The organism is Acidovorax sp. SRB_14, from assembly GCF_012932145.1.
Classification (GTDB): Bacteria; Pseudomonadota; Gammaproteobacteria; order Burkholderiales; family Burkholderiaceae_C; genus Simplicispira.
On the sequence record NZ_MWOK01000005.1, the window covers coordinates 124,494 to 137,770 of the forward strand.

General features: G+C 67.3%; 8 protein-coding genes and 1 tRNA gene. 4 read left to right on the top strand and 5 right to left on the bottom strand.

The features are described from left to right. Positions 1-474 precede the first annotated feature (474 nt). Complete coding sequence (locus tag B2J86_RS05850; RefSeq protein WP_254067985.1) at positions 475-2,823, top strand: beta-glucosidase; 2,349 nt, start codon at positions 475-477, stop codon at positions 2,821-2,823. Between the two features lie 247 nt (positions 2,824-3,070). Here B2J86_RS05850 and B2J86_RS05855 read toward each other — a convergent pair. The 4 genes from B2J86_RS05855 to B2J86_RS05870 all read right to left on the bottom strand — a co-directional run bounded on the left by B2J86_RS05855 (position 3,071) and on the right by B2J86_RS05870 (position 6,143). Then, positions 3,071-3,146, bottom strand: a tRNA-Lys gene (locus B2J86_RS05855). 97 nt (positions 3,147-3,243) lie between these two features. Further along, the gene (locus tag B2J86_RS05860) at positions 3,244-4,131 is read right to left on the bottom strand and encodes an NAD(P)-dependent oxidoreductase (protein ID WP_169167655.1); all 888 of its coding nucleotides are present in this window, start codon (positions 4,129-4,131) and stop codon (positions 3,244-3,246) included. Between the two features lie 145 nt (positions 4,132-4,276). After that, positions 4,277-5,251 carry a GMP reductase gene (locus B2J86_RS05865; RefSeq protein WP_169167656.1) on the bottom strand — a complete coding sequence of 325 codons (975 nt, stop codon included), beginning with the start codon at positions 5,249-5,251 and terminating at the stop codon, positions 4,277-4,279. 178 nt (positions 5,252-5,429) lie between these two features. After that, positions 5,430-6,143 carry a hypothetical protein gene (locus B2J86_RS05870; RefSeq protein ID WP_173024947.1) on the bottom strand — a complete coding sequence of 238 codons (714 nt, stop codon included), beginning with the start codon at positions 6,141-6,143 and terminating at the stop codon, positions 5,430-5,432. Positions 6,144-6,193: 50 nt separating this feature from the next. Between B2J86_RS05870 and B2J86_RS05875 the strand changes: the two genes are divergently transcribed. The 3 genes from B2J86_RS05875 (at position 6,194) to B2J86_RS05885 (ending at position 12,197) form a co-directional block, all read left to right on the top strand. Continuing rightward, positions 6,194-8,650: a UvrD-helicase domain-containing protein gene (locus B2J86_RS05875; RefSeq protein ID WP_173024948.1), complete on the top strand. Its 2,457-nt coding sequence runs from the start codon at positions 6,194-6,196 to the stop codon at positions 8,648-8,650. A gap of 14 nt (positions 8,651-8,664) precedes the next feature. Continuing rightward, positions 8,665-9,795: an FUSC family protein gene (locus tag B2J86_RS05880; protein ID WP_169170573.1), complete on the top strand. Its 1,131-nt coding sequence runs from the start codon at positions 8,665-8,667 to the stop codon at positions 9,793-9,795. Positions 9,796-9,980: 185 nt separating this feature from the next. Then, a complete protein-coding gene (locus tag B2J86_RS05885) occupies positions 9,981-12,197 on the top strand; it encodes a PhoX family phosphatase (protein ID WP_169170574.1) in 2,217 nt (738 codons plus the stop codon). 237 nt (positions 12,198-12,434) lie between these two features. On the opposite strand, the gene B2J86_RS05890 is transcribed toward B2J86_RS05885, so the two are convergent. Beyond that, positions 12,435-13,262, bottom strand: coding sequence for a BPSS1780 family membrane protein (locus tag B2J86_RS05890; RefSeq protein WP_169170575.1), 828 nt, complete (start codon positions 13,260-13,262; stop codon positions 12,435-12,437). Positions 13,263-13,277: the final 15 nt, after the last annotated feature.

The window sequence follows — 13,277 nt, forward strand, 5'->3', positions numbered from 1 at the left end:
ACTGGTGTACCCGACCAAGAGTGACCTGTCTGCCAAGACGCGGGCACTGGCGGATTTCTTGCGAGAGTGGTTTGCGAAGATCCCGTCTCTGGACGCCGACGAAAGTTTGACCACCCTGCCGATCGTGCCTTAGCCAGCCCGGTTGCCGCCAACACCGGAAGCCGTGCCCGTCATTGGCAAGCGACACGGGACCTTGGCACGCTGGCATCAGTCGTTGTGTTTCCAGGCATTCATCGGTCCTGGGCATCCGGTATGCGGCACACCAGGGAATGTGTTGACTTACCTCCGTCGTTCGGCGCAGAGTGGCCCAGGGTGCCACCAGCAACGTGCAGCCCTGGATCGGAGACTCTCATGCAATCCTTCCCGCTATGCCGCAGGCGCACAGGTCCGAGCGCGCTGTTTGTTGTTGCCATCGCTTTGGCCGGGTGCGCGAGCGGCCCAGTGCCCCGCGGCGGGCCTGCAGCTGCTGACGCAATGCCGTGGATGATCAAAACCTTGTCGCCCGAGCAACGCGCGGGCTTGCTGCTTGCCGGCATGAGTTTGGAGCAGAAGGCCCAGCAGCTGACCGGTGCAGTGCCCGAAATCGTCCCCGAATTGCCCCACTGCAAGGGCGCCCGGCATGTCACGGGCATTCCTGCCCTGCGCATCCCCACATTGCGCGTCACCAACGGCCCGGTGGGGATCGGCCAGAACGATTGCGTTGCACTCGATACCCCACCCCGGATGGTTTACGTGAATGGCCTCCATGTCGATGAGGCGGTCTACTTTGATGCATCCTCCGCCAAGGCAACCGCTGTCCCTTCCTCGATCGCCGTTGCCGCCTCGTTCGACCCCGCCGTGGCCACCGCGTTTGGCGAACTGATCGGGGAAGAGGGCAGCCGTCTGGCGCTGCACGTGTTCGAAGCGCCCGGCATGAACCTGGCGCGCCTGCCGCTGGCCGGTCGCAACTTCGAATACAAGGGCGAGGATCCGTACCTTGCCGGTGTTATGTCCGTGGCCGAGACGCGCGCGGTGCAAGGCAAGGGCCTGATCGCCGTCGCCAAGCATTACGTCGGCAACGAGCAGGAGGTGAACCGGATGTCGGTGTCCGAGCGCATCGACCCACAGGTACTGCATGAGCTGTACCTGCTGCCCTTCGAGATGGCCGTGAAGGATGGCGAAGCTGGCGCGGTGATGTGCTCGTACAACGCGCTCAACGGCGCGTTCGCCTGCGAGAACGAAGAGATGCTGTCCGACGTCCTGCGCCGCCAGTGGGGTTTCCAAGGCTACGTGCAGTCGGACTTCTTCGCCGCCAAGAGCACCGCCAAGGCGATGCGCGCCGGACTCGACCACGAGATGCCGTTGCCCCAGTTCTTCGCGCCCGACAAGCTGCGCGCCGCGCTGAATGCCGGTGAGCTCACGATGTCCGACATCGATACGGCGCTGCGGCGCCGGTATGTGCAGATGTTCAAGTTCGGTGTCTTTGATCGCCCGATCGTGCAGCGGCCGCTGGACGTCGAGGACGGTGGCCGGAAGGCGCGTGCCATGGGCGTCCAGACCGCGGTGCTATTGCAGAACAATGGCGCACTGCCTCTGCCGCGCGACGCGCGGCGGGTGCTGCTGGTCGGCAAGTCGAGCCAGATCTACGCGCAGCAGGCGGTGGCCGGAGGATCGATGGTCGGCACGGTCATGGGCGCCGGCGGCGGCAGCTCCGATGTCGTGCCCTTCTACACCGTCACGCCCGCCGCGGGCCTGCGCAATGTCTTCGCCCAGTCCGGCAATGCATCGGTTGAAGTCCAACTGGCACTGGTGGACGACGCCAACGCCGGCGCCACACTCGACGGCAGGCCCGTCGTCTTCGGCGACGTGCTGGCAGCAGTGGCAGGCGCGGATGCGGTGGTGGTGATGGCAGGCACGGTGGCCGAGGAGGGCGCGGACCGGGCCAGCTTCAACAATGCGGAGGGTGGTCTGCTCACGGCGCGCGGCGATTCGCTGGACTGGTATGCGCCCCTACCCAAGGCGATTTCCTTTGATGGCGGCGACAACGCAGGCCGCAACAGCCGCACCATCGCGATGATCGACCGCCTGTTGGGCGTGCAATCCAACACCGCGCGGCCCACCCATGCCAAGACCGCGCTGGTGCTCAAGGACAACGCCGGCGTACCGCTCCCTGCACGCTGGCTGGGTGCGCGCGGCCCGTCCATGCTCGAAGCCTGGTTCCCAGGCCAGGAGGATGGCCACATCGTGGCCGATCTGCTGCTGGGCGTCCACAACCCCTCCGGCAAATTGCCCGTGACCTTTCCCGTCGAAGGCCAGGGGTTCATGGAAACGGTCTCGGCCAGGCAGTACCCGGGTGTGATGGACGCCAAAGGCATTCCGCAAGTCGACTACAGCGAACAGCTGCAGATCGGTTACCGCTGGTACGACGCCCACAATAAACAGCCCGCGTTCGCCTTCGGCCACGGCCTGTCGTACACCAGCTTTGCCGTCGAGGCACAGCGGCTGCAGCTGCCCGCCAGTGGCGCTGCCACCTACCGCGTGGAGGCGACCGTGCGCAACACAGGGGCCCGCGCGGGCGCGGAAGTGCTGCAGGTCTACCTGTCCGTGCCTTCGGGCTCCGGCCTGCCGCAGCCACCGAAGCGGCTGGTCGGCTTTCGCAAGGTGGCGCTCGCTGCCGGCGCCAGCGAGCGCGTGAGCATCGCTGTGGATCCGGCCGCCAGCCACCATCCGTTGAGCGTGTGGGATGCGTCGCGCAAGGCATTCGTGGTCCCGCCCGGTGCCTATACGGTATGGGTCGGCAGCGCCTCTGACCGCCTCGTTAGCGCGGGAACATTCGAGCGTTAGCGGAATTGCAGGACCGTGGACTGGCAATCGCCTCGGGTTTGATGGACGCTCGGCTCCCGGGGGCTGGGGTCGTGAACACCCATCCAATGCGCCTGCCTGCCGGGGCATCGCACCGTGATGCCCCCGAAACGTACTTCAGCGTCACCCAAGCCAGTCGAATCGCGACATGAACGTCAATTTGGTTGAAAACAAAAAGCCCGCTATCTTTTAAATAGCGGGCTTTGTAGCGCTGACGCGCTAGTTTTGGTGGTGGGTCCTGACAGATTCGAACTGTCGACCTACGGATTAAGAGTCCGCTGCTCTACCAACTGAGCTAAGAACCCCACGCTTAAATTGTTTCTGCGTTGCTGCAGAGCCTCGAATTATGCACCAGTTTTTTCGCCGTTTGCAAGGTAGAGCGAAAAAATCGGCGCAAAAAATTCACTGCATGGCGTTGCGGCTGGCCAGTTCCACGAACAGGCCGCTCTGGTCCAGTTCGCCCAGGCCGTGTTCGACGCCTTGGGCGTACAAGCTTTCGAACAGCGTGGTCACGGGCGCGTCAAATCCGATTTCGTGGGCCGTGGCGAGGGCGTTGCGCATGTCCTTGAGCTGCACGTGCATGCGCGCGCGCGGTGCGAAGTCGCGCTCGACCATGCGCTGGCCGTGCAGCTGCAGGATGCGGCTGTCGGCAAAGCCGCCGCTGATGGCTTCGCGCACCTTGGCCATATCGGCACCGCCCTTGGCGGCCAGCAGCAGAGCCTCGGCCACGGCGCCGATGGTGATGCCGACGATCATCTGGTTGGCCAGCTTGGCGAGCTGGCCCGCGCCGTGCGGCCCGACATGCGTGGGCCGGCCCAGCGTGGCAAACACCGGCAGGGCCCGCTGGTAGTCGGCGGCCTTGCCGCCGACCATGATGGCCAGGGTGCCCGCCTCGGCACCGACGGTGCCGCCCGAGACCGGCGCGTCCAGGTGGGCCAGGCCCATCTCGCCCAGGCGTGCCGCGTGGTCGCGTGCTTCATGGGGCTGGATCGATGCCATGTCGATGAACAGGCTGCCCGGGCGGAAGGCCTGTGCCACGCCCTGTTCGAACAGCACCTGGGCCACCACGGGCCCGCTTTCGAGCAGGCTGATGGCGATATCGGCCTGGCGCACCGCATCGGCGGCGTGGTCGTGCACGGTGGCGCCGGCCTGGGCCAGGGGCTCGGCCTTGGCGCGGGTGCGGTTCCAGGCCTGCACCTGGTGGCCGGCCTCGCACAGGCGGCGGGCCATGCGCAGGCCCATCATGCCGGTGCCCAGCACGGCGATGCGAAGAGGGGGGGTGGCGGTCATGGAAAGGCGTCCTCGGCGGTGGGTGGATATCCGTGGCCGCATGATGGGCGTTTTTCGCGCGCCAGCCTGTCAGGCAGCTTGCAGCTGCGCGGGCCCTGCGGCCACAGAGCGCGCACCAGGCAGCGGCGCGCGCTGCGGCCACGTCTCACATCAGATGTTCGCTGGCGTTGTCGCCGCCCAGGACCACGTAGTTGACCTTGCGGATGTCCATGAGCTTCTTGCCGCCCGAGTAGCTGATGGAGCTTTGCACGTCCTGCTCCATCTCGACCAGCGTTTCGGCCAGCGTGCCCTTGACCGGCTCGAGGATGCGCTTGCCCTCGACGTGGCGGTACTCGCCCTTGTTGAAGTCGGACGCGCTGCCGTAGTACTCCTTGTAGAGCTTGCCATCGACCTCGACGGTCTGGCCCGGCGACTCCTCGTGGCCCGCCAGCAGCGAGCCGACCATGACCATGGTGGCGCCAAAGCGGATGCTCTTGGCGATGTCGCCGTGCTCGCGGATGCCGCCGTCGGCAATGATGGGCTTGGTGGCCACGCGCGCGCACCACTTGAGGGCCGAGAGCTGCCAGCCGCCCGTGCCAAAGCCGGTCTTGAGCTTGGTGATGCAGACCTTGCCAGGGCCGATGCCGACCTTGGTGGCGTCGGCGCCCCAGTTTTCCAGGTCGATCACGGCCTCGGGCGTGGCCACGTTGCCCGCGATGACGAAGGCGGCGGGCATCTTCTTCTTGATGTAGCCGATCATGTCCCGCACGCTGTCGGCATGGCCGTGCGCGATGTCGATGGTGACGTATTCGGGCACCAAGCCGGCGGCCGCGAGCCGGTCCACGGTGTCGTAGTCGGGCTGCTTGACGCCCAGCGAAATCGAGGCGAACAGGCCCTTGGCCTTCATGTCGCGGACAAACTGCACGTTGTCGAAGTCAAAGCGGTGCATGACGTAGAAGTAGCCGTTCTGCGCCATCCAGACGCAGATTGCCTCGCTGACCACGGTCTTCATGTTGGCCGGCACCACGGGGATGCGGAAGGTGCGCCCGCCCAGCTCCACGCTGGCGTCGCACTCCGAGCGGCTGTTCACGCGGCATTTGCGCGGCAGCAGCAGGATGTTGTCGTAATCGAAGATTTCCATGAAATTCCAAGCTCCATCAAGGGACGTGGCAAAACAATTTTTGCCGCGGTGGGCGCTTGGCTTGGGACCGGAATTTGCGGGTGGCTGCCGAAAAGGCCCACCGAACCCTGCTCTGCGCAGGCACAAAAAAACCGGGCGTCAAGAAACTTGGGCCCGGTGACTGATTCTACCCATGCCTTCAATCCCCTGCCCGGCAGTGCGATTGCGCGGCGGCCACCACGCGGCCCTGGGCATCCTGCAGCCAGCCGGCCACGGACAAAGACGCGGGGGCAGCGCCATCGGGCATGCGCATGGGGCGCAGTTCAGCCCAGCGGTTGGGCTCTTTGGGAGGCCGCTCGTTGCGCTGGTCCCAGCTGAGCTGCAGCACATTCCTGACCAGGTTCCGCGCCACCGGCGTGCCCTCGGTGCCGGCGGGCACGGCCTGCACCAGCACCAGCACCAGCGTCCAGGGACCCTGTTGCTGTGCACGCGCCGCTGGCGAACGTGCCAGCGACGCCACCGTGCCCAGGTAGTCGCTCAAAGGCGGGCCCTGCGCCACGCGTAGCCGTCCGGGGCCCACAGGCTCGACCGGCGCGGTGTGGATGTCGCTGCCTTCGGGCCGTGCGCGGCCCAGGGCCTGCAGGCGCTCGGCGGCTTCGGGCAGGGCGGCGGCCGACAGTGGCGCCGCGTCGCCCTGGGGGCCGGGAACAATCCAGTCGAGCAGCAGGGCACGCGGGCCCGGCGCAGGCGTGGTCGGGTCGCGCCAGCAGTCCTCGCAGCTGGCGCCGGTGAAGCGCTCAAACAGCGCGGCCGGCTGCGGCGCAGCGTCGCTGGTGCAGACGGCCTGTGCGGCGCTGGTCAGGCCGTGCCCACAGAGCCAGGCGGCAAGCAGGGGGGCGAGCGGGTGTCTCATGGTCCGGTGTCCTTGCCAGCGTTGCGGGGTTGCGCTTTCTACAATGGCGCATGTTCCCACAAGACCTGTTTTCTGGCGCGCCCGCGCCTTTGGGCGCCGATGCACCCGCGCCCGCCGCCGCATCGCCGCTGCTGCACCACCTCAACCCCGAGCAGCTCGCCGCCGTCACGCTGCCCGCCGGGCACGCGCTGATCCTGGCGGGCGCCGGCTCGGGCAAGACGCGCGTGCTCACCACGCGCATCGCCTGGCTGCTGCAAAACGGCCTGGCCACCCCCGGCAGCATCCTGGCCGTCACGTTCACCAACAAGGCCGCCAAGGAGATGGTGGCGCGGCTCTCGGCCATGCTGCCCGTCAGCGTGCGCGGCATGTGGATCGGCACCTTCCACGGCCTGTGCAACCGCTTGCTGCGCGCACACCACCAAGCGGCGGGTCTGCCGCAGGCGTTCCAGATCCTTGACACGCAGGACCAGCTCTCGGCCGTCAAGCGCCTGTGCAAGCAGCACAACGTGGACGACGAGCGCTTTCCGCCCAAGCAGGTGCAGTACTTCATCGCGGGCTGCAAGGAAGAGGGCATGCGCCCGGGCGATGTGCCGGTGGCCACGCACGACGTGGACGGGCGCAGGAAAGTGGAGCTCTACCAGCTCTACGAAGAGCAGTGCCAGCGCGAAGGCGTGGTCGACTTCGGCGAGCTGATGCTGCGCAGCTACGAGCTGCTGCGCGACAACGACCCGGTTCGCGCGCACTACCAGCGGCGCTTCCAGCACATCCTGGTCGACGAGTTCCAGGACACCAACAAGCTGCAGTACGCGTGGCTCAAGCAGCTCGCGGGCGACGAGGTGGACGGCCGCTTTGCGCCGCGCGGCAGCGTGATCGCCGTGGGCGACGACGACCAGAGCATCTATGCCTTCCGCGGTGCGCGCGTGGGCAACATGGCGGACTTCGTGCGCGAATTCGATGTGCAGCGCCAGATCAAGCTCGAGCAGAACTACCGCAGCTACAGCAACATCCTCGACGCCGCCAACCAGCTCATCAGCCACAACAGCGCGCGCCTGGGCAAGAACCTGCGCACCGACCAAGGCCCGGGCGAGCCGGTGCGCGTCTACGAGGCGCCCAGCGACCTGATGGAGGCGCGCTGGATGGTCGACGAGATCCGCCAGCTGGTCCGAAGCGACGGCTTTGCGCGCCAGGAAATCGCCGTGCTCTACCGCAGCAACGCGCAAAGCCGCATCATCGAGTCGACCCTGTTCAACGCCGCCGTGCCCTACCGCGTCTATGGCGGCCTGCGCTTTTTCGAGCGCGCCGAAATCAAGCACGCGCTGTCGTACCTGCGCCTGCTGGAGAACCCCCAGGACGACACCAGCTTCATGCGCGTGGTCAATTTTCCGCCGCGCGGCATTGGCGCGCGCAGCGTCGAGGTGCTGCAAGACGCCGCGCGCTCGGCCGGCTGCTCGCTGCACGACGCCGTGAGCGCCGTGCCCGGCAAGGCCGGCGCCAACCTGGGCGCCTTCGTCGCGCTGGTCGATGTGCTGCGCGAGCAGACGCAGGGCCTGACGCTGCGCGCCATCATCGAGCAGATGCTCGAGTCGTCGGGCCTGCTCGCGCACTACCGCGCCGAAAAGGAAGGCGCTGACCGTATCGAGAACCTGGAGGAACTGGTCAACGCCGCCGAGAGCTTTGTCACGCAGGAGGGCTTTGGCCGCGACGCCGTGGCGCTGCCGCTCGACGAGCATGGTGCACCGCTGACGCAAAGCCCGGCCAGCCAGGGGCTGGACCCGGATGCGCCGCTGCTCGATGCGCCGTTGACGCCGGCCCTGCCCGGCATCGTCGACATCGACACCGGCGAAACGCTGTCGCCGCTGGCGGCGTTCCTGACGCACGCCGCGCTCGAGGCCGGCGACAACCAGGCCCAGGCCGGCCAGGACGCCGTGCAGCTGATGACGGTGCACGCGAGCAAGGGGCTCGAATTCGACGCCGTGTTCATCGGCGGCATGGAGGACGGCCTGTTCCCGCACGAGAACGCCATGAGCGACCGGGCGGGCCTCGAAGAAGAGCGCCGCCTGATGTACGTGGCGATCACCCGCGCCCGAAAGCGCCTGTACCTGAGCCACTCGCAAACGCGGCTGCTGCACGGGCAGACGCGCTACAACCTCAAGAGCCGCTTTTTTGACGAGCTGCCCGAGAGCGCGCTCAAGTGGATCACGCCCAAGCAGGCGGGCTTTGGCACGTTTACTCCTGATTCCATAGCTGGAGGCGCTTACCCATCGGGCGCTGGAGGCCGATATGGCTTCAAGTCAGAGACCTTTGCCAGCCCGCCCGTCCCGGCGCAGAAGGCCGCGCCATCGCACGGCCTGCGCGTGGGGCTGGCGGTGTTCCACACCAAGTTCGGCGAAGGCAAGGTGCTGGCGCTCGAGGGCACGGGCGACGACGCACGCGCGCAGGTCAGCTTTCCGCGCCATGGCACGAAGTGGCTGGCGCTGTCGGTGGCCAAGCTGGCGGTGGTCGAGTGACCTAGGCATCCTTTATGCCCAAACAAGACGATCCCGCAACGACATCCCGGCGCCTGCGCGGCGCGTCGCGCGGCGCCTCTGCGCGCCATCTCGTCAGCCCGGCGCAGTGGGCCGAGAGCGTGGCGCTCGGCGCGCCGCCCTCGCTGCGCATCTTCACCATTGCGGGGGTGCAGGCCGCGCTGGCCGTGCTGCTGGCGATCGTGGCAGTGCATTTCTCGCCCTGGCCGCAGATGGTGGGGTTCGCTTCGCTCGGCGGATTGGCGGCCCTGTTCGGGCGCTTTGCCACGGTGGAGCGGCGCATGCGCATCGTCGTGGTCTGTGCGCTGCTGCTGGCGCTGGGCGTGCTGGTGCCGTCGCTGGCCTCGTGGGGCGGCGCGCTGCCGTGGATGATGGTGTTGGTGCTGGCCCTTGTGGCCGGCGCGTCCACCGTCGCGGTGTCGTGGTGGAGCCTGGGCGGGCCCGGGGCGGTGATCATCGTGTTTGCGGCCGGCGCTGCATACAACCCGGTCGGCAGCGGCGCCGAGGTGCTGGCCCGGGCGCTGGCGACCCTGGCCGGCGGTGTGGTGGCGGTGTTGACCTGCCTGGTGACGGACCGCTGGCGCGCCCCGGAACTCAAGGCGCTGCGCTTGCCGCCTGCGCATGTGGCACCCTGGTCGCACCAGTGCATTGCCGCTGGGCGCATCACCGCGTGTGCCGCGTTGGCGGCCTGGATTGCCTTCATGGCCGGCTGGCACCACCCGGCCTGGGCGGCGATTGGCGCGGTGTCGGTGATGCAGGGCGGGCACCTGCACATCACCATGAACCGCGCACTGCAGCGCATGGCAGGCACCATCGTGGGTTCCTTCCTCGTCTGGGCCATGCTGGCGCAGCAGCCTGGGTTCTGGACCGTGGTGGCGGCGATCGTGGCGTTCCAGTTCCTGACCGAGGTGATCATTGGCTACAACTACGCGCTCGGCCAGATCACCATCACGCCCATGGCGCTGCTCATGACCTACCTGGCATCGCCGGCGGTGGCCCAGAGCATGCCGGTCGAGCGCGTGCTCGACACCATCCTGGGCGCGGCGCTCGGCATCGTGTTTGCCGTGGTCTTCTCGAGCGTGGACGACCGCGTCTACCTGCATGAGCACCGCAGCAAGGCACGCTGAGCCAGGGCAGTGCTTCAAAGGGTTCTAAATGGATAGCTGCCAGCGCTGGACAGGACAGCGTTAGCGACCGATTTGGCTTTGATTCACAGGCGCGTTGTCACGCCGCTGTCATGCACCCGTCACGGCCATGTCGCAACCGCTTCGTACGCTTCGTGGAGTTTGCAACCCCTATCCAAGGAACCACGATGACCCACCGCGAGATTGCGCCCGAGCAGGCCATTGATTTCAATAACGAGAACGCCAACAACTCGGCCAACCCCACTTTTGAATCGGTGCTGGGCGCGCGCCTGTCGCGCCGGGGCCTGCTGCGCGGCAGCGTGGGCACCGTGGGCACGGCCATGTTGGCCGGCTTTGGCGTGAGCGCCTGCGGTGGTGGCAGCGATGGCCCAGAGGTCGAAACCCCGATTGTCCCCCAGTTGCTGGGCTTTACCGCCGTGGGCAAGAGCCTGGCCGATTCGGTCATCGTGCCCGCCGGTTATACGGCCAGCGTGCTGTATGCGCTGGGTGACCCAGTGCTGCCCGGCACCAGCGCCTACCGCAACGACGGCACCGACACCGACTTCGACAAGCGTGCCGGCGACCACCACGACGGCATGGAGTGGTTCGGTCTGGGCGCCGACGGCCAGCGCAATGACAACGCCACCGAGCGCGGCCTGCTGGCGATTAACCACGAAGCCACCACCGACGAAAAACTTTCGTCGTTCTTCATACACGCCAACGGCGGCGCCTCGACACTGCCGCGCCCGGCTGTGGAAGTGGACAAGGAAGTGGCGCTGCACGGCATCGCCGTGATTGAAGTCACCAAGACGGCTGGCGGCTGGGGCTACGCGCCCAACTCGGCGCGCAACTTCCGCCTCACGCCGCTCTCGCCCATGGAGCTGTCGGGCCCGGCGCGCGGCAACGCCCAGTTGGTGACGAAATACGCACCCACCGGTACCACCACCCGCGGCACGCTGAACAACTGCGGTACCGGCAAGACGCCCTGGGGCACCTTCCTGACCGGCGAGGAAAACTGGTTCGGCTACTTCACCCGCGGCGCGGCCGACGATGCGGCCCGCGGCGACAAGAGCGTTGTGTCCCTCAAGCGCTACGGCCGCAACCAGGGCGCAGCATCGCGCCACGGCTGGGAAACCGGCGGTCTGGAAGACCAGTACCAGCGCTGGAACATCAGCAAGACCGGCGCCTCGGTCGATGGCAGCGACGACTACCGCAACGAAATGAACGGCATGGGCTACATCGTCGAGATCGATGCCTACGACAAGACCCGCCTGGCCAAAAAGCGCACCGGCCTGGGCCGTTTCGCGCACGAGAGCGCAGCCTTCGGTAAGGTGGTGGCCGGCCAGCCGCTCACCGTGTACATGGGCGACGACTCGCGCGGCGAGTACATCTACAAGTTCGTCTCCAGCGCCGTCTGGAGCGCGGCCGACGCGAATGCCGCCGACCGCTTGGCCGTGGGTGACAAGTACCTCGACAGCGGCACGCTGTACGTGGCCCAGTTCAGCGCCGACGGCTCGGGCAAGTGGGTCGAGCTGTCCGTCAGCAACCCGGCCATTGCCGGCTACGCGGGCTTTGCGTTTACCAGCGCCGCCGACATCGCCATCCACACTCGCCTGGCCGCAGACGCCGTCGGTGCGACCAAGATGGACCGCCCTGAGTGGAACGCCGTGAACCCCGCCAACGGCGAGATCTACTTCACGCTCACGAACAACAGCAACCGCAGCATCGACCCGGCCAGCGGCCAGTACCTGCCCGACGCCGCCAACCCGCGTGCCTACACCGACATGAAGGGCGCGTCCAAGCAAAACGGCAACCCCAACGGCCACCTCGTGCGCCTGAAGGACACGGGCGCGGGCTTCCAGTGGGACGTGTACCTGTTCGGCGCCGAAGCCGGGGCCGACAAGGGCCTGGTGAACCTGTCCGCGCTGACCGACGACCAGGACTTCTCCAGCCCCGACGGCCTGGTGTTCAGTAAGGCCACCGGCATCTGCTGGATCCAGACCGACGACGGCGCCTACACCGATGTCACAAACTGCATGATGCTGGCCGCCGTGCCCGGCAGTGTGGGCGACGGCGGCAAGAAGACGCTGAACCACACCAAGGCCGATGGCAGCATTCTGGCCGTGGACACCTACGTCGGCAAGGCCGCCACGCCCAGCACGCTCAAGCGCTTCTTGGTCGGCCCCAAGGGCAGCGAAATCACCGGCCTGGCCGAAACGCCCGACGGCAAGGCGATCTTCGTGAACATCCAGCACCCCGGCGAAGGCACGGCGATGGCCAACATCAGTGACCCCGCCAAGTACCAGAGCCAGTGGCCTGCCAACGCCGGCTACGGCTCCGGCAAGCGCCCGCGCTCGGCCACCATCGTCATCACCAAGAACGACGGCGGCAAGGTCGGCACCTGAGGCAACGCACCGCCAGCGGCGGTGTTTCCGGCCGATCCCCAGGCCCGCAGGCTGCGCTCCAAGCGCACCCTGCGGGCCTGTTTGTTTTGGGGTGTTATTGGCATCTGGCCCTTGCTCGTATTGCGCAGGCAGCTATGTTTTTTGATGCTGGAGCGCCCGCAGAAAGCCATGGCGCAGCAACACCAGCCGCGCAGGCACCGCCAACCGCGCACGGGGGCGGGGCCTCAGGGCGCCGCTTCAGGCGGTGGTTTCGGGGGCGTCGGAGGGGGGCGCGTCGGGCGCTGCGAAGCAGTCGCGGAACGTGAAGACGATGGAGCTGAAGAACATCGCCGCCATGACCATTGCCAGGCCCACCATCAGGCCGCCAATGGCGCCGGGCGCCGACTCGGCGCTGAACACGCCCAGCATGGCCAGCAGGCCCGACACCAGGCTGATGAGCACGCCGCCGAGCGCGAACACCCCCAGCCAGCCCAGGCCATAGACCGTGAACGCGCCCATGTTGCGCAGGCAGGCCACGATGCTGAAAAACAGGCTCTTGACGGGCGGCACGCCGTGCCAGTGCACGAGGCCCGGCGCATGCCAGAACAGCAGCGACAGCGGCAGGTACAGCGCCATCGACACCCACATCGCGGTCTGGAATTCGGGGTTCTCTGCGATCTCGCGCGTCATGGGCTCGCCGCCCAGGTAGACCTGTGCAAACAGGCCGCCGTCGAACAGCGCCGAGAACCCCATCACCGCCAGGAAGCCGATCGCGTACAGCGCGCCGAGCACCAGCATGTGGCGCAGGCGCTGGCGCCCGGTGCGAAACGCCACCAGCAGCACGGCGGGCGTCGGAAAGCGCCCCTGCACGGCCTCGGCCGAGGCCACCATCATGGCCAGCGTGGCCGACGGCAGCAGGGCCAGCGCCAGCGCCGGCCCGATCAGCGGCACCAGCGTGGCCAGCGACATGGCGGCCATGGTCATGAAGAAGAGGGCGGCCATGGCCATGGGCTGGCGCCAGAACACGCGGATGCCGCTCTTGACCCAGGCGATGCCGGTGCGGGCGGGGACGATGTGGAGTTTCATGGTTTCCTGCAGGAG